The sequence below is a fragment of the Paucibacter sp. PLA-PC-4 genome, assembly GCF_026241155.1.
GTDB lineage: Bacteria > Pseudomonadota > Gammaproteobacteria > Burkholderiales > Burkholderiaceae_C > Roseateles_E.
The window spans coordinates 33,499-54,511 of the sequence record NZ_JAPFGP010000011.1 but is presented as its reverse complement, the minus strand read 5'-3'; the positions used below and the strand labels follow the sequence as shown (position 1 = coordinate 54,511).

The 21,013-nt window shown below is 66.1% G+C and carries 19 protein-coding genes; 11 read left to right on the top strand and 8 right to left on the bottom strand.

The window, feature by feature from the left end; translation table 11 throughout:
* The first annotated feature begins 16 nt into the window (after nt 1-16).
* The 6 genes from OOZ63_RS17485 to OOZ63_RS17460 all read left to right on the top strand — a co-directional run bounded on the left by OOZ63_RS17485 (nt 17) and on the right by OOZ63_RS17460 (nt 6,455).
* Nucleotides 17-361: a helix-turn-helix transcriptional regulator gene (locus tag OOZ63_RS17485; RefSeq protein ID WP_266006874.1), complete on the top strand. Its 345-nt coding sequence runs from the start codon at nt 17-19 to the stop codon at nt 359-361.
* Nucleotides 351-1,643, top strand: coding sequence for a type II toxin-antitoxin system HipA family toxin (locus OOZ63_RS17480; RefSeq protein ID WP_266006873.1), 1,293 nt, complete (start codon nt 351-353; stop codon nt 1,641-1,643). Before OOZ63_RS17485 ends, OOZ63_RS17480 begins: the two co-directional genes overlap by 11 nt.
* A 537-nt stretch (nt 1,644-2,180) precedes the next feature.
* Complete coding sequence (locus tag OOZ63_RS17475; RefSeq protein WP_266006872.1) at nt 2,181-3,134, top strand: ABC transporter substrate-binding protein; 954 nt, start codon at nt 2,181-2,183, stop codon at nt 3,132-3,134.
* Nucleotides 3,135-3,140: 6 nt separating this feature from the next.
* On the top strand, nt 3,141-3,920 hold the full coding sequence (locus OOZ63_RS17470) for an ABC transporter permease (RefSeq protein WP_266006871.1): 780 nt from the start codon (nt 3,141-3,143) through the stop codon (nt 3,918-3,920).
* A complete protein-coding gene (locus tag OOZ63_RS17465) occupies nt 3,917-4,699 on the top strand; it encodes an ABC transporter ATP-binding protein (protein WP_266006870.1) in 783 nt (260 codons plus the stop codon). Before OOZ63_RS17470 ends, OOZ63_RS17465 begins: the two co-directional genes overlap by 4 nt.
* Before the next feature lie 115 nt (nt 4,700-4,814).
* On the top strand, nt 4,815-6,455 hold the full coding sequence (locus OOZ63_RS17460; protein ID WP_266006869.1) for a rhodanese-like domain-containing protein: 1,641 nt from the start codon (nt 4,815-4,817) through the stop codon (nt 6,453-6,455).
* 9 nt (nt 6,456-6,464) lie between these two features.
* Here OOZ63_RS17460 and OOZ63_RS17455 read toward each other — a convergent pair whose 3' ends face one another.
* The 3 genes from OOZ63_RS17455 to OOZ63_RS17445 are packed head-to-tail and all read right to left on the bottom strand — an operon-like array spanning nt 6,465 to nt 10,771.
* The gene (locus OOZ63_RS17455; RefSeq protein WP_266006868.1) at nt 6,465-7,655 is read right to left on the bottom strand and encodes an efflux RND transporter periplasmic adaptor subunit; all 1,191 of its coding nucleotides are present in this window, start codon (nt 7,653-7,655) and stop codon (nt 6,465-6,467) included.
* 13 nt (nt 7,656-7,668) lie between these two features.
* Entirely contained in the window at nt 7,669-10,035 is a 2,367-nt protein-coding gene (locus OOZ63_RS17450; RefSeq protein ID WP_266006867.1) for an ABC transporter permease, read from the bottom strand.
* Nucleotides 10,036-10,045: 10 nt separating this feature from the next.
* Nucleotides 10,046-10,771 (bottom strand): ABC transporter ATP-binding protein, encoded by a 726-nt coding sequence (locus OOZ63_RS17445; RefSeq protein WP_266006866.1) that lies wholly within the window; start codon nt 10,769-10,771, stop codon nt 10,046-10,048.
* A gap of 94 nt (nt 10,772-10,865) precedes the next feature.
* On the opposite strand from OOZ63_RS17445, the gene OOZ63_RS17440 reads away from it, so the two are divergent.
* On the top strand, nt 10,866-11,978 hold the full coding sequence (locus OOZ63_RS17440; RefSeq protein ID WP_266006865.1) for an ABC transporter substrate-binding protein: 1,113 nt from the start codon (nt 10,866-10,868) through the stop codon (nt 11,976-11,978).
* Between the two features lie 27 nt (nt 11,979-12,005).
* Here the strand turns inward: OOZ63_RS17440 and clsB are convergent, their stop codons facing one another.
* The 5 genes from clsB to OOZ63_RS17415 form a co-directional block, all read right to left on the bottom strand.
* On the bottom strand, nt 12,006-13,331 hold the full coding sequence (gene clsB / locus OOZ63_RS17435) for a cardiolipin synthase ClsB (RefSeq protein WP_266006864.1): 1,326 nt from the start codon (nt 13,329-13,331) through the stop codon (nt 12,006-12,008).
* Nucleotides 13,328-14,134 carry an endonuclease/exonuclease/phosphatase family protein gene (locus OOZ63_RS17430; RefSeq protein WP_266006863.1) on the bottom strand — a complete coding sequence of 269 codons (807 nt, stop codon included), beginning with the start codon at nt 14,132-14,134 and terminating at the stop codon, nt 13,328-13,330. Before OOZ63_RS17430 ends, clsB begins: the two co-directional genes overlap by 4 nt.
* Nucleotides 14,131-14,604 (bottom strand): dihydroneopterin triphosphate diphosphatase, encoded by a 474-nt coding sequence (gene nudB, locus OOZ63_RS17425; RefSeq protein WP_266006862.1) that lies wholly within the window; start codon nt 14,602-14,604, stop codon nt 14,131-14,133. Before nudB ends, OOZ63_RS17430 begins: the two co-directional genes overlap by 4 nt.
* Before the next feature lie 215 nt (nt 14,605-14,819).
* Nucleotides 14,820-15,854: a UPF0149 family protein gene (locus OOZ63_RS17420; protein ID WP_266006861.1), complete on the bottom strand. Its 1,035-nt coding sequence runs from the start codon at nt 15,852-15,854 to the stop codon at nt 14,820-14,822.
* Nucleotides 15,847-15,978, bottom strand: a complete 132-nt coding sequence (locus tag OOZ63_RS17415; protein ID WP_266006860.1) for a hypothetical protein — start codon at nt 15,976-15,978, stop codon at nt 15,847-15,849. The genes OOZ63_RS17420 and OOZ63_RS17415 overlap by 8 nt, the downstream gene beginning before the upstream one ends.
* A 666-nt stretch (nt 15,979-16,644) precedes the next feature.
* Here OOZ63_RS17415 and OOZ63_RS17410 point away from each other — a divergent pair.
* From OOZ63_RS17410 to OOZ63_RS17395, 4 genes are read left to right on the top strand one after another with little or no spacing between them, the layout of a single operon-like run.
* Nucleotides 16,645-18,372, top strand: a complete 1,728-nt coding sequence (locus OOZ63_RS17410; protein ID WP_266006859.1) for a PAS domain-containing methyl-accepting chemotaxis protein — start codon at nt 16,645-16,647, stop codon at nt 18,370-18,372.
* Complete coding sequence (locus tag OOZ63_RS17405; protein WP_266006858.1) at nt 18,369-19,787, top strand: chemotaxis protein CheW; 1,419 nt, start codon at nt 18,369-18,371, stop codon at nt 19,785-19,787. Before OOZ63_RS17410 ends, OOZ63_RS17405 begins: the two co-directional genes overlap by 4 nt.
* Before the next feature lie 51 nt (nt 19,788-19,838).
* On the top strand, nt 19,839-20,336 hold the full coding sequence (locus OOZ63_RS17400) for a GAF domain-containing protein (RefSeq protein ID WP_266006857.1): 498 nt from the start codon (nt 19,839-19,841) through the stop codon (nt 20,334-20,336).
* A complete protein-coding gene (locus OOZ63_RS17395) occupies nt 20,333-20,728 on the top strand; it encodes a hypothetical protein (protein WP_266006856.1) in 396 nt (131 codons plus the stop codon). The genes OOZ63_RS17400 and OOZ63_RS17395 overlap by 4 nt, the downstream gene beginning before the upstream one ends.
* Nucleotides 20,729-21,013 lie beyond the last annotated feature (285 nt).

Below are 21,013 nucleotides of genomic sequence, written 5' to 3'. Positions count from 1 at the left end.
GGCTAATATGTAATTCATGGAACGCAAGAAGAGGATAACGCAACCCCCACCTGCTGCAGTCATCAAGCTAGCGGCCGACCTTGGCCAGCGTATTCGTATCGCGCGCCATCGGCGAAAGTTGCGCCAGGAGGATCTGGCCTTGCGGGCCGGCCTCAGCCGAACAGCGATCGAGGCAGTTGAAGCCGGCAAGCTCACCACTGGCCTGGGCACTTACTTCCAGGTCCTATGGGCCATGGGCCTGACCGACAACCTGGAACTCGTGGCGGACCCGGGTTTGGACGGCGACGGTATGGCCCTAGAGCTCAATGCGCAGACCAGGCGGGTCGGGGTCAAGAAGAGCGGCTTAGACAATGACTTCTGAGCAAAAGGTCTTTGTATGGGCATTCCAGCCGGGCGACACCGTGCCCGTCCTGTGTGGCCGCCTGAACGTGAACATGACTGGAGCAGGCCAGACGGTCGCCAGTTTCGTCTATGGCAAGAAATACCTGGAGGACAAGCTCGCTGCACCCCTGGATCCCATCCGGCTGCCCAAGCGCCCAGCGGTCTTCGAAGCGACGGGGCAGACGGCCGGTGAGCCGGACATCTTCGGCGCGATCGCCGACTCGTTGCCGGGCTCGTGGGGGCGCTATGTGATCAACCGGCGATATGGCGAGCAGCTGTTCCCGTCGGGCTACCTGCTGCGTGCCTCAGGGGATGCGGTGGGCAATCTGTGCTTCAGCAAGGCCAAGGACGAGCCCCCGTTGCTGACCGCGCCGACACGGCGCGAACTACTGGACGATGCGTGGCGCGTCACTTCGGGCCTTGAGTCCGGGGGGCCCGTACCCGATGAACTCCAGGACCGAGTGCGCCCTAACACCGCCCTTGGCGGCGCCAGGCCGAAGCTCACAGTTGTGGACGATCACAACCAGTGGCTGGCCAAGTTCCCGTCGGGCAAGGATGACAAGCGCTTCTCCCAGGCGAAGGCCGAGGCCGCCATGCTGGATCTGGCAACGCTGTGTGGAATCGATGCCGCGCAGGCCCAGCTGCAAGTGTTAGGCCGTGACAGTTCTCAGGCCGGTGAAGTGCTGCTCGTGAAGCGGTTTGACCGTAGCCTAGCGCCGGGCGGGCAAGGCTGGCTACGGGACGCGTTTGTGAGTGCTCGGACGATCGCGCAGTCCGAGACTGGCGCCCGCGCGGGCCAGTACATGGCCTCCTACACCCAGGTTGCTGAACAGCTGCAGAGGTGGAGCACGCGGCCGGTCCAGGACAGGCACGAGTTGTTCCGTCGGCTGGTCTTCAATTGCTGCATCTCCAACACGGATGATCACGACCGAAATCACGGCCTTCTCGCTGACGTGGCTGGCCACTTGTTTCGGCTTTCACCGGCTTTCGACATGGTGCCGCGGATTCACGCAACCCGCGTGCGCCGCCAGGCGATGGCCTTCGGTGACTCAGGCTCGCAAGCGACGGTCGAGAACCTGATCAGCGCGGCGACGGCCTTTAGCCTGTCTGCAAGGGACGCTCACTCGCTGATCGAGGCAATCCAGGAAAGTGTTCAAGCCAACTGGCTGGAATGCCTGCTGGCCCGGGGCATGACGCAGGCCGAGGCCCAGGTGCTGGCGCCGTGCTTCCAAGCGCTGCCACCCGCTGCCACCCGAGGCTGACCTGCGAGCTGCGGCGGTGGGGCTCCGTGCGCCCAAGATCTGAACATGCCGGCTGAAGCGGGCTGCTGAGGAACAGGCGGCCGTCGGTATAGCCATGTTCGATCGAACTCACGGCCAAGCAGGCGGTTGCGGGAGCCGACGTGTGGCGTCCCTGGGCAGACAGCACGGCCGTGAAGCGCTTGCGCAAGGCGGGGGTGCTGCCCGAACACCTCCATGCGCTCGCCATGCGCCGTGAGTTCATCCCTCGCGCTATCGAGGCGGGAATACCCGTACGTAGACCGACCAGGTCAACAGGGCTCAAATCCCATATCGCATAGCGCACATGGACATCGTTGAGTTAACGATAGCGCCCAGGGAGCTGGCACGACTCATGCAAAGGGAAGACAGCACATCGTGCTGCCCTGAGCCTGCCAAACAGCAAGAAAGCGGGAGCCGGCCGCGCGCCGGTATTTTGCGCGCACCCCGGGTGAATCCCGAGGACGCAAACAAGGCGGCACGCACCATGATGGACACCCCTGCTACGGAGAACCGCTGACCATGAAGAAGACGCTGTCGCTGCTTGCCCTCGCCGCCTCGCTTGCCACCGCCGCCCAGGCCCAGGCCCAGGAGACCAAGGTCGGCGTCGGCATCTCCGGCTGGACCGGATTCGCCCCGCTGACCCTGGCCAAGGAGGCCGGCATCTTCAAGAAGAACGGCCTGGACGTCAGCATCAAGAAGATCCCGCAAAAAGACCGCCATCTGGCCATCGCCTCGGGCGATGTGCAGTGCGCGGCGACGACGGTCGAGACCTGGATCGTCTGGAACGCCAATGGCGTGGCCACCACCCAGATCTTCCAGCTCGACAAGAGCTACGGCGCCGACGGCATGATCGTCAAACCCGGCATCGCCAAGATCGCCGACCTCAAGGGCAAGACCGTGGCCGCCAGCGCGCCGGGCACGGCACCCTATTTCGGTCTGGCCTGGATGCTCAAGAAGAACGGCGTCTCGATCAAGGACGTCAAGGTCGTCAATCTGGAGCCGCAGGCCGCCGCCAATGCCTTCATCGCCGGCACCGGCGGTCTGGACGCGGGCATGACTTACGAGCCCTATCTCTCCGGCGTGCGCGCCAAGCCCGAGGCCGGCACCATCATCGCGACCACGCTGGACTATCCGATGGTGATGGACACCTTCGGCTGCACGCCCAAGTTCCTCGCGGAAAACCCCAAGGCGGCCAAGGCTCTGGCCGACAGCTATTTCGAAGCCCTGGCGCTGATCAAGAAAGACCCGAAGAAGAGCTTCGAGATCATGGGCGCGGACGTCAAGCAAAGCGGCGAGGCCTTCGAGAAGAGCCAGGCCTATCTGCGCTGGCAGGACAAGGCAGCCAACCAGAAGTTCTTCGCCGGCGAGCATGCGAGCTTCAGCAAGGAAGCGGCCGAACTCTTGCTGGAGGTGGGCATCATCAAAGCCATCCCGGACCTGAGCAAACTGGCCGACACGCGCTTCATCCAGTAATTCGGCATGCGTCCACTGCAAGCGGTATCGCCCGGGGCCCGCGTGGCCCTGGGGCTGTCCTTTTTCGTGCTCTTCATCGCCGTCTGGGCCATCGCCACCTTCGGCGGCTTTGTCGAGAAGACCTTTTTGGCCGACCCGCTGAGCATGCTTCGCTCAGGCTATGTGCTGCTGACCGAGATGGGCTTTGCGGTCGACATCGGCATGACGGTCTGGCGGGTGCTCGGCGGCTTTGTGATCGCCGCCGCACTGGCGCTGCCGCTGGGCGTGCTGATGGGGGCCTACAAGCCCATCGAGGCCTTCTTCGAGCCTTTTGTCTCCTTCGCCCGCTACCTGCCGGCCTCGGCCTTCATCCCGCTCTTGATGCTGTGGGTGGGCATTGGCGAGGCGCAGAAGCTGGCGGTGATCTTCATCGGCAGCTTTTTTCAGCTGACCCTGATGATTGCGGTGACGGTGGGCAATACCCGGCGCGACCTGGTCGAGGCCGCCTACACGCTGGGCGTCTCGGATGCGGGCCTGCTCAAACGCGTGCTGCTGCCCGGGGCCGCGCCCGAGATCGCGGAGATCCTGCGCATGGTGCTGGGCTGGGCCTGGACCTATGTGATCGTCGCGGAGCTGATCGGGGCTTCAAGCGGCATCGGTCACATGATCACCGACAGCCAGGCCCTCTTGGCCACCGACCAGATCATCTTCGGCATCATCGTGATCGGCTTGATCGGCCTGGTCAGCGACTACGCCTTCAAGGCCGCGAACCGCGCGCTGTTTCCGTGGGCGCAGCTAGGCAAATGAGCAAGAACATCCTGTCCGTGCGCGGCGTCTCGCGCACCTTCACCACCGCCGGGGGCCAGCAGACTGTGGCCCTGCAAGCCACCGATCTGGACGTGGCCGAGAACGACTTCGTCACCATCCTCGGTCCTTCGGGCTGCGGCAAGAGCACCTTGCTGCGCATCGTCGCCGGGCTCGATGCGCCCAGCAGCGGCCAGGTCTTGCTGGACGGGCAGGCCGTGACCGGCCCCGGCGCAGACCGAGGCATGGTGTTCCAGAGCTACACGCTATTCCCCTGGCTGACGGTGCTGGACAATGTCTGTTTCGGCCTGCGTGAGCGCGGCATGGCCCGCGCCCAGGCGGTCGAGATCGCCCAGGGCTTTTTGGCCCAGGTGGGCCTGGCCAGGTTCGACAAGCACTATCCCAAGCAGCTCTCCGGCGGCATGCAGCAACGCACCGCGCTGGCCCGGGCGCTGGCCAATCAGCCGCGCATGCTCTTGATGGACGAGCCCTTCGGCGCGCTGGACCACCAGACCCGTGAGCTGATGCAGGAGCTGCTGCTGGGTATCTGGGAGCGCGAGCGCAAGACGGTGCTGTTCGTGACCCACGACATCGACGAGGCCATCTTCATGGGCTCACGCGTGGTCGTGATGAGCGCACGACCTGGCCGCATCAAGAGCGACCTGCCCTCGCCCTTCGCGCATCCGCGCCACTATTCGATCAAGACCGCGCCGGAGTTTGCAGCGCTCAAACGCGAGCTGACCGAGCAGTTGCGGGTCGAGGTGCTGGCGGCACAGACCTAGGCGGCGGTCGCTGGCCGCTGCGGGCTGTACCCTTCCCGCTGCAGTCTGTCGCAGCCGGCTCGCCAGCGCCGGCGACAGCGGCCACAGTCAGCGCTTCCTCACCGGGAGCCTGACGATGATTCTTCCCCTACTCAACCGCTGGCTAGCGCCGGCTCTGGCCTGTCTGCTCTTGCTGATCGGCCCGGCCGCTGCCAGCCCTCTGGTCGATCCCGCCTGGCTGCGCCAGGCGCTAGCCAGCGCCGCACCGCCCTTGCTGCTCGACGCCTCGCCGACCCGCCAGCATGGCGCCGGCCACATCCCCGGCGCGGTCAACGTGGACTTCTACAGCTACGGCGCCCGCGAGGTGGACGCTGCGACGATGCAAGCGCGCATGCGAGCCTGGGGCATCCGCAACGCCGGCGAGCAACGGATCGTGATCCATGACCAAGGCGGCACGATGCTGGCCACGTGGCTGTTCTATGAGCTGCACCGCCACGGCGTCGCGCCCGAACGCCTGCACCTGCTCGACGGTGGACTGGCGGCCTGGAAGGCGGCAGGTGGTGCCGTCGTCACCGAGCTCACGCCCGCGCCCCCGAGCGGCGATGTCGGCGTGGGCGCGCTGCGCGAGGACGTGCGGGTACGGCTGCCAGAATTTTTGGCCGGTGCCGGCGACCCGGCCGGTCATGCGCTGCTGGAGGCGCTGGATCCACCGTACTACTACGGCGGCGCCAAGTTCTTCAGCCGCGGCGGCCATGTGCCGCATGCGCTGCTGACGCCGGCCGACGACTTCTTTCGTCCCGACAAGACCTTCAAGCCGCGCGCCGAACTGCAGGCATTGATGACGCATCTCGGCGTGCGCCGCGAGCAGCAGGTCTACAGCTATTGCGGTGGCGGCGTGGCCGCCAGCGTGCCCTATTTCGCGCTCAAATTCCTGCTCGACTATCCCCGGGTGGCGCTCTACCAGGGCTCGCAAAAAGAATGGCTGGAGGACCCTCGCGGCCTGCCGCTGTGGAGCTATGCGGCTCCCGCCCTGCTGCGTGATGCCGACTGGCTGCACGGCTTTAGCAACACCATGCTGCGCACCTTCAGCCATAGCCCGATCAGCATCATCGATGTGCGAGCGGCCGAGGCCTATGCGCTGGGTCATCTGCCGTTCGCGCTGAGCTTGCCGGCCGAGCGCTTTGAGCAAGAACTGGCGCGCCCGGAACGCCTGGCCGCGCTGCTTGGCCCGGCCGGCGTCGACCCGACGCACGAGGCGGTGATCGTCTCCGAAGGCGGGCTCAACAAGCGCTCGGCCATTGTGTTCGCGCTGCTGGAGCAACTGGGCCAGCGCAAGGTCTCGCTGCTGCTGGACTCGGTCGACGACTGGGGCCTGCGCGGCCTGAGTCTGAGCAAAGAGCCGACCCGAGTCGGTGCGCGCAAGCCGGCGCTGGATCCGACCATCGCGCCGGTGGACTACCAGGCGGCACCGCGCACGGTACTGGTGCGCGGCCCCGGTGCGGCCGGACCGGGTCTGCCCCGGGTCTATCTGGCCGTGGGCGCGCAGCCGCCCAGCCCCGCGCTGCCGGGCAAGACCGTGCACCTGCCCTACGGCCAACTGCTCGACGCCAGCGGGCGACCCAAGCCGGCGCACGAGATCTGGAGCCTGCTGGCCAAGGCCGGCCTGCCGCGCCATGCGCAGATCATCAGCGTCGGCGACGATGCCGGCGAGGCCGCCATCGGCTACGTTCTGCTGAGGCTGATGGGCTTTGCCGATGTGAAGCTGCTGGCGGCCTGAGCGCGCCGCTCAGCGGGCGCGGGCGCGCACGCCATCGGCCAGCGTCACCGGCGGATAGACCACCACCAGATCGCCGGGCTTCAGGCCGCTGCGCACCCAGGCCAGGCCGCTATTGCGGGCCTCCAGGGCCACCTCGACCAGACGCGCGCGGCCGCCCGCCAGCGTGTAGACCGCATGCTGGCCAGCTCGGCCACCGGGCAGCGGGAAGACCGCGCTGACCGGCACCAGCAGGGCCTGGTCGGCGCTGCGCGTGATGATGTTGAGCTGCACCCGGTAGCCATCACCCAGGCCCGGCGGCGGCGCGGCGCTACCGAAGCCCACCACCACCTCGACGCGCTGCTCCTCCACACCCAGCGCCGACACCTTGGTGAAGGCACCGGGCTCGACCCGCAAGACCTGGCCCGCCAGCACACCCTCCCCGCCCCAGCGCTCGATGCGCACCGGCTGGCCGGGCCGCAGTTGCATCGCGTCCACGCTCAGCAGTTCGGCCACCAGCTCCAGCCTCGCGACATCACCGAGTTCCAGCAATGGCGTGCCCAAGGCCAACACCGCCTCGCTGGCCTGGTGAAGACGCAAGACCCGGCCCGCGATGGGGGCCTTCAGCGCCAGACGCTCGGCGCTGTCGGCGCCGCCCAGGCTCAGCGCCGCGCGGGCCTGGCTGAGCTCATGACGGGCCATGGCAAGCTGAGCCTGGGCACTCAGGCGCTGCTGCTCGGCACGCTGGCGGGCCAGGCGAGCCGTGTCGCGCTGGCTGTCGGCCACAAAGCCTTGAGCGGCCAGCTGTTCGCTGCGTCGCTCGGCCAGGCCGGCCTCGGCCAGCTGCAACGCGGCCCCACGCTCGGCCGCCTCGCCGGCGCGCAGCGCGGCAGCTGCGGCCTCGGCGCGCGCCACCAGCTGCGCGCGGCTGCGTGCATCGGTCAAGCCGCTGGGGCCTGCTTGCATCCAGCCCAGCGTGGCGCCCGCAGCCACCGTATCGCCCTCGCGCAACGCAGGCCGCAGCCAGCGCCCCGACAGCGGCGCGCTGACCGTGTAGCGATCGACCACACGGGTCTTGCCGTCCTCCTCGATGCCGGCCTCGAAGCGGCCCAGCCGGGCCTCGGCGAGCTCCACCCGCAGCGGCCGTGGCGCAAAAGCCCACGCCAGCAGGGCTGCACCGACCAGCAGCAGGCCCGCCAGCCACCATTTGTTCTTCGCTTGCATCGCTTGTTTCTCCTCACTCCCGTGTCTTCAGCGCGGCCACCATGTCCAGCCGGTCAATGCGTCGGCGCACCACCAGCGCACTGGCCATGCCAGCGGCCGCCACCGCCAAGGCCGCCCAGGCATAGGTGCGCGGCTGTATGACCACCGGGAACAGAAATTGATCCGACGCCATCAGCCCCACCAGCCCATGGGTGAGGGCCCAGCCCAGCGCCATGCCCAGCGGCAAGGCCAAGGCGATGCTCAGCGCCATCTCGCCCAGCAGCAGGGCCGAGACCTCGGCCCTGCTGAAACCCAGCACCCGCAGCGAAGCCAGCTCCCAGCCGCGCTCGGCCAGCGCGATGCGGGCGTTGTTGTAGACCACGCCCACCGCGATCACGCTGGCGAAGAGGGTCAGGATGCTGCTCATGATGCGCACATTGCGGGCGCTGATCTCGTTCATATTGCGCAGCAGGCTGGCCTTGCTGAAGCTGCCCACCACCTTGGGCAGCCCCTTGAGCGCGCGCAGCAGTTCGGGCTCGGCGCCGCGCTCCAGCGCCAGCGCGAACTGAGAGGCTACATCGCCCTCGCCCAGCAGGCGGTTCAGCGCCCGCCGCTCCAGATAAGCGTTCAAGCCCATCATCTCGCGCACCGTGGCCTCCAGCGGGATCTCCAGCAGCCGCGGCCGGCCCTCCAGCAGCTCCACCTGCACCAAGTCGCCGGCGCGCAGGCCCAGCTTGGCGGCCAGCCGATCGGTCATCATCAGCCCGCTGGCGCTGGGCCGGGCCTCGCGCCCGGCGACATCAACGATGCGGCGCAGCTCGGGCCGCTCCGGCAGGCCCTGGATGCTGCCGCGCTCGACCCGGTTGCCGTGGATGAAGCGCACCGCCACATCACGGCCGGGCTCCACCGTCAGCACGCCGGGCAGCCGGGCCAGTTCGTAGCGGGTGGCCGCGCCTTGCGCCTCGCTCATCCACACCGTGACATCGCCACGCATGCTGACGTTGAACTGCGCATCGACGATATGGTCGATCGCGTCGCGAAAGAAGTTGCCCAGCACCACGATGGCCACCGCCACCGCCACGCCGGCAACGCCCAGCGCAGAGCGCCAGCGTCGGCGCTCGAATTGGCGCGCAATCATGCGCAGCACCAGGCTGCGCCCCACCAAGGGCAGCCGCTCGAGCAGGCCACGCCGGTAGCGCCCCGGAGCGGCCGGCCGCATGGCCTCGGCCGGCGCCAATCGCACTGTGGCCGCCACCGCGCCCAGCGTGCCCAGCACCGCGACGACGGCGGTGACGCCGGCGCTGCCCAGCACCAGGGCGGGTGCCAGGCGGTGCTCAAAACTGCGAAAACGGAAGAACTCAGCGTACAGCCCGGTCAGCGCCTGGCCCAGGCCTTTGCCCAGCAGCAGCCCCAGCAGCAAGCCCAGGCCGACGATGGCCAGCACCAGCTTCAGGTAGTGGGCCGCGATGCTGCGGTTCGGGTAGCCCAGCGCCTTCAGCGCTGCGACCTGCTCGCGCTGCGTGTTGATCAGGCGGGACAGCACCACGTTCAGCAAGAACGCCGCCACCCCCAGAAAGATCACCGGCAGCACCGTGCCCATGACCTGCTGCTCCTTGATCTCGTTGTCCAGCATCGCATGCGAGCTCTGCTCGTCGCGGCCATGGACCTCGCGCCCGCCGTAGGGGCGCAACAGGGGCACCAGCGCGGCCTGCGTCTGGCTCTCGCGGGCGCCGGGTGCGAGCTTGATGGCCAGACGGTTGAAGGCGCCGCGCATATCGTAGGCACCGGCCAGCAGCTCGCGGTCCAGCCACAGCACGCCGAAGCCGCGCAGATCGGGCATGCCGCCCAGGCCGGCAAAGATGAACTCCGGGCTCAGCACGGTGCCCACCACCAGCAGCTCGCGCTGGCGGCCATTGATCAGGGCCGACAGCCGGCTGCCCGGCCGCAGACCACGCGCCTGGGCAAAGCCGGCCGAGACCAGCACCTCGATGCCGCCGTCACTGGCGGCCTGCGGGCTCAAGGCACGCCCGCTGGCTATAAAGGGCTTGTTGAGCCGCGGCGGATCGCGCGCATCCAGGCCGATCAGCTGGCCCAGCACCGGGTCGTCGACGCCGGGCAGATCCAGCCGCACCAGCTGCTCCAGCGTGGCCTGCACATCGGCCACGCCGGGCGCGGCGCGCAACTGCGGCAGCAGGGCCAGCGGGGCACGCTTGACGCTGGCAAACAAGTCGGCAAAGCGGCCTTCGGCATAAAAGCCCTCGCGGGCCAGGGCGAGCGAGTCGACCGCCGACAGGCTGGTCAGAAAGCCGCCCATGCCGCTGGCCACCACCAAGGCGATGGTGAGCACCTGGCTCCACAGCAGGCGCAGATCGCGCAGCAGCTTGCGGTCCAGTGCGCGCATAGAAGGCCCGCTACCAGCTCAGCTCAGCGGGGCTGAGCTTGTGAGCATTGGACTCGATGCGCTGGATCGCGCCATCGCCCAGATAGATCACCCGGTCCGCCATCGCGGCGATCGCGGCATTGTGGGTGATCACAATGGCCGTCGTGCCCAGTTCCTTGTTGATGCGGGCGATCACCTCCAGCACCAGCTTGCCCGTCGTGTAGTCCAGCGCGCCGGTCGGTTCATCGCACAGCAACAGCTCGGGGCGCTTGACGATGGCCCTGGCGATCGCCACCCGCTGCTGCTCGCCGCCCGAGAGCTGGGCCGGGAAATGGTCGGCGCGGGGCAGCAGCCCCACGCGGGCGACCGCCTCGTCCACCGGCATCGGATCGCTGGCGATGTCCGTCACCAGCGCCACGTTCTCACGCACCGTCAGGCTTGGGATCAGGTTGTAGAACTGGAACACAAAGCCCACATGCTCGCGCCGGTAGCGGGTCAGTTCTGCCTCGCCGGCACCGCTGAGTGCCTGGCCCTTGAACAGCAGGCTGCCACTGCTGGGCACGTCCAGCCCGCCAAGAATGTTCAGCAAGGTCGACTTGCCGCTGCCCGAGGCCCCCAGCAGCACGATGAACTCGCCACGGGCGATCTCCAGATCCACGCTGCGCAGCGCGTGGACGGCGGTATCGCCCTCACCATAGGTCTTGGAAATGCCCCGGGCCAAAAAAACCGGGGTCTCAGGCGCTGCGGCTTCGGGCATGGGACGAGCCTCGCCGATATTGGCATCTCACGCCTTGATGCCGATCAAGGCAGGGCCAGGCATATCCGAGCGGCGCATTGCACAATGCCAGCCGATGCCCACCAAAACCCTATTCCATCGCACCGCACTGCTGGCCTGCTTGCTGGCGGTGGCCCTGCCCACATGGGCCCAGCAGGTCTATTTCATCAACCCCGGTCATCGCGACGAAACCTTCTGGCGCCAGGCCGGCGAGGCCATGCAGGCGGCGGCCGACAGCCTGGGAATTAGCTTCAGCCAGGACTTTGCCGATCGCGACCCAAACCGTGTGCTGGCCCTGGGCCGCGCGGTCGCGGCGCGGCCAGCGAACCAACGGCCCGACTATGTGCTGCTGGTCAACGAGAAAGCCACGCTGGTGGCCAATGCCCGGGTGCTGAGTGCGGCCGGCATCAAGAGTTTTGCTGCCTTCAGCGGCCTGCTGCCGCAGGAGCAGGCGCGTTTTGCACCGCGCCGCGCGCCGCTGCAGCATCTATTGGGCAGCCTGCAGCCCAAGGCCGAGGATGCCGGCTACCTCACTGCCAAGGCCCTGATCGCGCGGGGGCTGCGCGACGCGCCGCGCGGCGCCGATGGTCGGCTTCACCTGCTGGCCCTGGCCGGTGACCGCAGCACGACGATCTCGATTGCCCGCAACGACGGCCTGCTCAAAGCCCTGGCCGAGCATCGCAGCGAGGTGGTGATGGACGCCATGCTGGCGACCGACTGGAAGCGCGAGCTGGCCCGCCAGCACAGCGAGCGCCATCTGCAAAAGCACCGCGAGACCGCGCTGATTTGGTGCGGCACCGATCTGATCGCCTTCGGTGCGCTGGACGCGGCCCGCGCCGCAGGGCGTCGGCCTGGCCAGGACCTGTTCGTCTCGGGCATCAACACCTCGGCCGAAGCTATGCAGGCGGTGGTGGACGGCGAGCTCAGCGCGCTGGCCGGCGGTCATTTTATGGCCGGCGCTTTTGCGCTGGCGGTGCTCTACGACCACCACCGCGGCCGCGACTTCGCCGCCGAAGGCTTGGCGCTGGAGCATTCGATGTTCATCGGCTTCGATGCCGAGCGCGCCCGGCGCTATCTGGCCCGTTTCGGCAGCACCACGCCGGCCCTGGACATGCGCCCCTTCAGCAAGGTGCTGAGCCCGCAGCTCACCCACTACCGCTTCGCAGTGCAAGCGCTGCTGTTGCCCTGATCGCGCAGGCAGGGCCCTGCAGGAGCTTCAGTAGCGTCCTGTAGCGCCTGCCACCCGCAGATAGACATAGGCCGCCCAGGCCACCAGCGCGCGGCGCAGCACGCCGCGCAGCCCCCCGCCGCTGAGCTCGCGCATGTCGACGCGGTGAGACACCGCCAGCGCGGCCTCGAACTCGGCCGTCACGCTGCGCGCGAACGGTGCGTCGTGCACCACCACATTGGCCTCCAGGTTCAGCAGCAGCGACAGCGGATCGATATTGGAGCTGCCCACCGTGGCCCAGTCCTCGTCGACCACGCCGACCTTGGCATGCAAATAGGCAGGCGTGTACTCGTAGATCTGCACGCCGTGGCCCAGCAACTCGGCATACAAGGCCTGGGCCGCCATGCCGGCGATGCGGTAGTCGAGCTTGCCCTGCAAGAGCAGGCGCACTCGCACGCCGCGCCGTGCGGCATCACGCAGCGCGCGCCGGAAGCCGTGGCCGGGATAGAAGTAAGGCGTGATCAGATCGACCTGATCGCGGGCCGCGCGGATCGCGTCGATATAACTGCGCTCGATGGTACGGCGCTGGCGCAGGTTGTCGCGCAGCACAAAGGCGGCGCAGACCGGCGGCAGTTCCTGCTCGCGGCGCTTTTGCTGTTGCGGGCTGTTGCGGCGGTAGCGGTTGCGCGGCATGCGCAGGCGCCGCGCCAGGCGGCGCAGCCGCGCGATCGGCTCGGGACTGCGCACCAGCGCGCGCAGCTCTTCACCAAAATCGCGGCCCAGCCAGGCGCGCGTCCAGACCGCCCGCGCCGCCTGCGCCACCGGCTGCACCGCCGGGCCGCAGACGCTGACCGCATAGTCCAGCCGCGGCTCGTCGGTGGGGCCGTGGTTGAGGTCCATGCGGTCATCGATGATGTTGATGCCCCCGACAAAGGCCTGCACGCCGTCGACCACGCACAGCTTTTGATGCAGGCGCCGCAACTGGCCCGGCTGCAGCCAGCGCCACCAGCGGTCGATAGGCCGGAACACTGCCAGCGCGACGCCGCAGTCCGCCAGTTGCTCGCGCAACCAGGGCATGCTGGCCTTGGAGCCGAATCCGTCGACGACCACCCTGACCCGCACATTGCGCGCCGCCGCCGAGCGCAGCGCAGCCGCCAGCTCAGCGCCAGCGCTGTCGTGATGGAAGATGTAGGTGGCGATCCAGACCTCGTGGGTCGCCGCATGGATCGCAGCGATCTGCGCCGGAAACAGCTCGTCACCGCCGCGCAGCAGTCGCACCTCGTTGCCGCCACTGAACTCCGGCAGCGCTACCGCATGCCAGCTGATCAGCGGATCGGGCTCAGCGGTGTCCGGGGTCGGCGCTTTGTTGCTCACGCCAGTTCAAGCTCTGCCACCAGCGGCAGATGGTCGGACATGCGGGCCCAGGCCGGCCCCTTGGGCACCTGGGTCGACACGCAGCGCATGCCGCGGGTGTAGATGCGGTCCAGCGAGAAAAAAGGCACGCGCGAGGGGAAGGTGGCCTGGCGGCTGCGGCCCGGAGAGATCGCGCGCGTCAGCCCGTTCTCACGCATCGGCGCGTCGAGCTTCTCGCCCCAGTCGTTGAAGTCGCCGGCCACCACCAGCAAGGCCTCGGGCGGCACATGGTTGGCGATGAACTCGGCCAGGCGCTGCACCTGGCGGACCCGGCCGCCATGCATCAGGCCCAGGTGAGCGACCACCGCATGCACCTCCAGCCCATGCCACTGCACCGGCACGTGCAAGAGGCCGCGCTGCTCGAAGCGATGGTCGGACACATCGTGGTGGCCGATCTCGCCGATCGGCCAGCGCGACAGCAGGGCATTGCCATGCTCGCCGTGCTTGGTCACCGCATTGGTGCGGTACGCCACCTCATAGCCCTCGGGCGCGAGGAACTCGGCCTGGCCCTGCTCGGGCCAGCCAAACCAGGTGCGCTCGAAATGCTTGGCATCGCGGTGGTGGAAGTGGCGCACCTCCTGCAAAAACACCAGATCGGCGTCCAGCGCCTCCACACCCAGGCCCAGGTTGTGGATCTCCAGGCGCTTTTGCGGCCCGACGCCGCGCACGCCCTTGTGGATGTTGTAGGTCGCAACCCGCAGGTAGGGGCTCAGGATGCTGGTCTGCGGCGGCTGGACCGAGTGCTTGAAGGCCGGTTTGATCATCGGGCGGCCTGCTCCAAGAAGCGTGGCAGTTGCAGCACCGCCTCGGCATTGGAGGGCGAGAAGCACAGGTCCGCCGCCTCGCGCCAGGGCAGCCAGCGGTACTGCAGATGCTCGCGCGGCGCCAGCGTCACGGCGGTGCCGGCCGGCACCGTCAGACCGAATACATGCTCGGTATTGCGGGTCACGCCGGGCGCATAACGATGTCGCCAGATCGGGTAGATCTCATAGACGTTGACCAAGCCCCAGTCTCGCAACTCGCCCACGGCAATCCCGGTCTCCTCCAACACCTCGCGCCGTGCGGTCGCATCCAGCGCCTCGTCGGGCGTATCCAGCGAGCCGGTCACGCACTGCCAGAAGCCGGGCTTGTCGGCGCGCTCCAGCATCAGCACCTGCAAGTCCGGCGTATGGATCACGACCAGCACCGATTCGGGAATTTTGTAGGGTCGGGCCAAGGATGCGTTGTCGCTCATGGGGACAAGCATAGCGGAGCCTCTCGACGGGCTCACTCGCATCTGTGGCAAAGCCCGCCCGAGCAAGAGCCTGCAACGACGCTGTCACTGTTGCACCCCGACCTAGGCTTTGCGCTCCGTTGGCCGAACAGATCAAAGGCGCCACCAATAGCAGAATTTGTTACCTGACCCATTCGGACCGGCAATCACCACACCACCTCGCGGGAGATCACCGATCAGTGCAGTTCGGACGCGGCGCCACAGCACTTCTTGAACTTCTTGCCACTGCCGCAGGGGCAGGGATCGTTGCGGCCTACCTTGGCGGCCATGCGTCGCGCCTGCTGGCGCTCGGCCACGGCATGCCGCAGCGGCAGCCAGAAGGCGTGAATATGCGTCAGACTCTCCTCGATCTGCGCAGCCAACGCCACGCGCTGCTCGGGCGTGCGGGTCAGCTCGTCCTGGTCGGCCGAAAAATCGTCGGCGCCTAGCAAACCGATGGGCCGATACCAGCGTGAGCCATCCGGGTGCTCGAACAGCGCCTGCCATGCCGCCTGGCAGAGGCTGACACCCTCGGTGAACCCGTAGGCCCACATCTCCGCATCTTCAAACTCGCCGGTATCGCCGTAGTCGACCGTGGGCCAAAGAGGCGCGAGCACCGGCGGGCTGTGCTCAAAGCCAGACACGATGCTGTTGAAGTGGCGCATCACCAAACCCAGCAGTTGGTTGGCTTGGTCAATGCTGTCCACAGGCGGCAGCACGGCGCCATCTTCCTGAGCCCAAACCTTGGGCAGCCACTGATCGGGCATCACCGTTTGCGGCCCGATCACCAAGGCATGCAAAAAGCCGTCGAGCCTGTCCAGCGTCATGCTCTCCTGGGCGTCCAGATTGAGCAAAGAGCGCTCCAGCTCGTCCAGTTCGCTGTCAGACAGCGGTCTCAACATGTCGTGCAAGCTGGCCGGCACAGGCGCACCCTGGCCTGGAGCCGGCGAGCCCAACAGCTCGGGCTCGGCGTCCTCGGCCGCCGGCTGGACGCTGGTCAAGAAAGCGTGGACCCCTTCGGTTTGTATTGCCAAGAGGGCGGCTTGCAGCGCAGCGGTGTCGGTGTCAAAACCGTCTTCCCACACGGTGGACGTGCCCAGTTCGTCCACGATTTCCAGAATCCAGGGCTCGTCGGGACCATGGTAGATCTGAATGCGCAAGGTGTGGCCCTCGACCCGGTGGGTTCGGGTCAGCGGTGATTCGATGAGATCAAAGTCGTCGTCGTCAATCATGGGCAGCGGTCAGCGTTGCTGAGATTTCTTGCATTTCAATGGCTTCGCGATCTCGCTGCAGCGCCAAGCGAAGCTCTTCCTCGCTGGGCAGAATCGGGTGGAATTTGCTGACAAAAATTTGCACGCTGCCGTTGAGCTTCCAACAAGCGCGCGCCAGACTGGTCTTTGCTGCGACACAGCAAGCTGCCTACGGTGGGGTTGTTCCCTCTCCCCGGCGCCGCTCTTCGCAATTGTGCCTATACATGTCCATCTGTCCCAGATCCTCTAGCGCTGAAAATTTCCACCTTCCGTAGCCTGTGGATCTCCTGCGAAAGTGGCAGGCCCAGATTGACCTTTGGATGCCCACGCAATCAGAGCTTGGAGCTTGGGCCAATGTGCCTGCCGGTCAAGCGCCCATCCACGCCCGACATCGGCTCAGCTTTTGGCTCGGCAGTTCAAGCGTGCGGTTCGGCGGCAAAGCAGGCTCTGCGAGAACCTCAGGATGTTCACACTGCCGGGCTCCTGCTAGGCGCAGAGTCCATCCGTGCCGCCGTAGGGGCCAAGTACCCGACGCAGGAGGAACGAGTCCGTGCGGGTGTAGATGCGGCGGGGGCACAACACCTCATGACGCTTTCGCAAGCGCCTCGTGAATGCTTCCTGCATGCTCCCGCTCTAGTCCAACCCCTATGTCGCGCAGGACTTCCCATCCATCGCCATCGAGGCGCGACGAAACCTATCCAATCATCAATTGCTCAAGTCCGGGCTGTCGCGAGCCGATATCCAAGGGTTGACCTGAAACCCGGACCGTCACATGAACGCACTTCACAGCCTGCACCCCACCGTACCCGATGGCGCCAGCGCCGCAGGCCTCTTAGCCGCGCTGGAGCGCGCACAATGTGTGATCGAGTTCGATCTTCACGGCAAGGTCATCCGGGCAAACCAGCTGTTTCTCAAGAGCATGGGTTACGAGCTGGCAGAGGTTGTTGGCAGCCATCACTCGATGTTCTGTGAGCCCGAGTACGCTCAAAGCAAGGAGTACAGCCAGCTCTGGGAGCAGCTGCGCAGCGGCTTGGTGATGGAAGGAATCTACAAGCGCATCAAGAAGGGTGGCGGCAGCATTTGGCTGCAGGCCACCTACAACCCCGTGCTGGACGAAAAGGGGACGCCGACAGGGGTCGTCAAACTTGCGACGGACGTGACCGCAGCGCGACAGCAACAGGCGGACTTCGCCGGGGTGCTGGCGGCGATTCATCGCGTCCAGGCCGTCATCGAATTCGACACCAAAGGCCGGGTCTTAACAGCCAACCAGAACTTTCTGGATGCATTCGGCTACCGACTCGAGCAGGTCGTCGGTCAGCATCATCGAATGTTCTGCGATGCGGATTTCGCGCGCTCGCCCGACTACCTAGCCTTGTGGGATCGCCTCAGCCGGGGCGAGTTCGAGACTGGGCGATTCCGGCGCGTTTCCAGCTCGGGCAGTGATATTTGGATTCAAGCGTCATACAACCCCGTTCTCGACCTATCCGGCAATCCTTACAAGGTGATCAAGTTCGCCACCGACATTTCTCAGGAGATGCGAGCCTCGGCCGACACCAAAGGAAAGCTCGACGCGATTGCGTTGTCCCAGGCGATCATCGAGTTTGACATGCAGGGCAACATCCTGACGGCGAACCAGAACTTCCTGCGCACCATGGGGTACAGCCTTGCAGAAATCCAGGGCAAGCATCACCGCATGTTCTGCGCGGACGAGCTGGTGAAGTCGCAGTCCTACCGCGACTTCTGGGCTGATCTCGGCGACGGGAAATACAAATCGGGACGGTTCAAGCGCGTGGGCAAGCATGGTGCAGAGTGCTGGATCCAGGCCACCTATAACCCGATACTGGACATCGACGGCAAGCCCTACAAGGTCGTGAAGTTCGCCATGGACATCGGGCAACAGGTGGCCAGAGAGGCAGCGATCACGCAGAAAGTCCACGACATCACCGAAGTGCTGGAGCGGATGATGGGCTCGATCCAGCGCGTCGCTCGCGACACCCAGCGATCCAGCGACCTCGCGGGCCAGACGCAGCATGAGGCGGACGACGGGAACAAGCTGCTCAAGCGGGCTCGGGAAGCTATTGTGGAGATCGAGCGGGCTTCGTCGAACATCCACGAGATCGTTGACACCATCGGGGAGATCTCGAGTCAAACCCACCTGTTGGCGTTCAATGCCGCGATCGAGGCAGCTCGGGCTGGCGAACACGGCCTCGGGTTCTCTGTCGTCGCCGATGAGGTACGCAAGCTTGCCGAGAAGTCCTCGCTGGCCACACGGGAGATCGCCAAGCTGATCAACAAGACTGTCAGCAGCGTCACCGAGGGCAGTCGTCTCTCCGAAAATGTGGAACAGGCTTTCTCCCGTATCTTGTTGTCGGTGGAGAAGACCAATCATTCCATCGGGGAGATCCAGGCGGCAATGGCAGCCCAGGAGTCCTCCACCCATGACGTTGCCTCGCTCCTTGCGGACCTGGGACAGGGTACCAACCGTCAAGCGGCAGCATGATCGCTCAGGCTGGCGTTCTTTCGTACGCACGTGTCCGGATTTCCGGGACTGTGCTTGCGATCGACATCTCGGACATCGAACGAGCGATTCCGCTCCCGCCGGGTGGCCTCGGACAGGTGCCGCGGCGCAAGGGCGCGCTGGCCGGGGTGATTCAATCGAACTCGGAGGCGATACCCGTTGCGTCGATCGGCGAGTGGGTCAAGCTTGATGCATCGCCCTCAAGTTCATCGGTCGAGCGCCGTGTCCTGATACTGCGCGGCAAAGCGGGCCGGCTGGGTATTCTGGTTGACGCGCTGCTCGGCGTCGCCTCTGTGGGCCGTGAGCGGATCCAGCAGATATTTCGCAACGAGGATCCCGAAGAACTGTTTGATCGCGTGCTGCCGTCCCCGGACGCGTCCCTGCAGTCGTTGCCGCTTCTCGAAGCCGACCGACTGCTGCATCTGGCCAATATGTGGTGTGAGAGTAGACGGGTCGCACCGGGACACCTCAGTCAGCGGCAAAAGCACGCGGCCCACGAAAAACGCGGTCGGTACGCGGTCCTGTCTGTGGGCAGCCCAGGCAGCGAGACCCTGTACGCCGTGCCGGCGACCGCGGTGTCGGAGGCGATCGCCGCGCCCATACCAGAGTCGACATTGAAGCTCGGGGGACGCACCTGCGGCGTGACCACCTATCGGGGCCGCAAGCTCGCCATGGTCGATTTCGCCGCCATCACAGACACCGGGACGAATCTGGACGCCGACTGGATAGCCGTTGTGAACAACAAAGGATCGCATCTGGGTCTTTGCATCCAAGCCGCCAAACAGTTGCTGGACCTGGCGCCTGGGGAGATTGAACCCTCGATCGACCACCCGCTGCTGAGCGGTGTTGCCGTCGTCGAGCAACTCGGGCAAGTTCGCGTGATCGACATGGACCGGCTTTTTGAGTCTTCGCCCGAATCGGTCATCGGCGGCGAGCTCGATGCCAGCCCAGCCGCAGCGCCCATGCCCGAGGGCCGGCGGCCGGGCGCATCGGCCACTCCCTACCTGCTGTTCCAGGCAGGCAGGCGCTACGCCTCGCCGGTTGACGGCATCGTCCAAATAGTTGCACTCGATGCACGTGCCGAGAAGGAGTTGAACGCCGGCTCCAGCACGATGATTCGCTGGCGCGACCGCACCGTCCGGGTCGCTGGCTTCCCCTCGATCGGCGCCGAACCGGCGACGCACTCCAAGCTCGCGGTATTGGTCGAGACCGACGGTGCTGTTGCGGGGGTGGCGATCGACAAACTTGAGGCGTGGGTCCCGGCACACTCGGTGGAGCAGAGCAGCATCCGCCTCGGACTGATGGGTGACGTCAGCATGGTCACCATACCCGGCAACGCAGAGCCAGTGAGCACGGTTGTCGTCAACCTGCAAGAAATGGGTTACCTCATCAGCTGACAGTTCCGCATGTTTGTTGCAGCCACCATTTGATACCAAGGCCGAAAACCCATGACCGCCGCCCCCTTACCCGCCGATGAAGCCCAGCGGCTTCAAGCGCTGCACAACTTGCTCGTGCTGGATACGCCGCCAGACGAGCGATTTGATCGCGTCGTGCGCTTTGCGACCGAAGAACTCGACGTTCCTATTGCACTGGTGAGTCTCGTCGACAGCCACCGGCAGTGGTTCAAATCCCGACTGGGTCTTGACGTCACGCAAACCGCACGCGACATCTCCTTTTGTGCTCATGCGATCAATCAATCCGAGCTGTTCGTTGTCGGCGACGCCTCCAAAGACGAGAGGTTTTTCGACAACCCGCTGGTGACCGGCTTCCCGCACATCCGCTTTTACGCCGGGGCTCCGGTATGCGCTCCGTCGGGAGAGCGTGTCGGTACCCTGTGCGTTATTGATACGCGGCCCCGGGAACTGGGTCTGATCGAGCGCGCCGTGATGTCGGCACTGAGTCAATTGGTGAACGAAGCGTTGGCAGGCAAGCAGGGGGAGGCATGACATCGCAGCAAATGAGGCTGCCGCAGGTGTTGTTGGTGGAACCACAGTTCGTACTTCGACGCACGCTCGGCTCAGTGGGTGCCGAGTTGCGTCTGGCCGAGGTCACGGAAGCATTGAGCGTCGAAGCAGCGCAGGCAAAGCTCAATGCGGCGAGCTTCGACGCGCTCATTCTGGGCGGCATCGAAACGACGACGCTCACCGAATTCGTCACTCAGATCCGCAGTGGTCAAGCGGGCTGCCCTGCCGACATACGTATTGTCGTGATGCAAAGCCCTGCCATGTCCGCCACCAGGGAGACGCTGGAGCAGATCGGCGCGGACGTCGTTATTGAACGCCCGTTCAAAGTCGGCCAGGTGTTTTCGGCTGCGCTGACCACGCCGATCGAAGCCTAGCCTGGTTCGGACAACATCCAAGCCCGCGACAATTCGACCGTCGCGCCGCTACACAAAGCTCCCCATCTCAGGGAGTCGAATGTGTCGGTCTTCGGTCGGCAGTCGTCAGTGCTTGGCCGCCCCGAAGCGTGGCTTTCGGGGGAAGCCCTCCCTTTCAAGGGTGGTCAGGCACCATCGCAATGCCGGATCGGCTACGGGTGGGAGCGGGCTGCGTGTCGGCCGGGTCAGAGCGGCCGTGGTCGGCGGTCTGGCCGGGGCGCCAGCTCCATTCGATCCGAGTGCTCG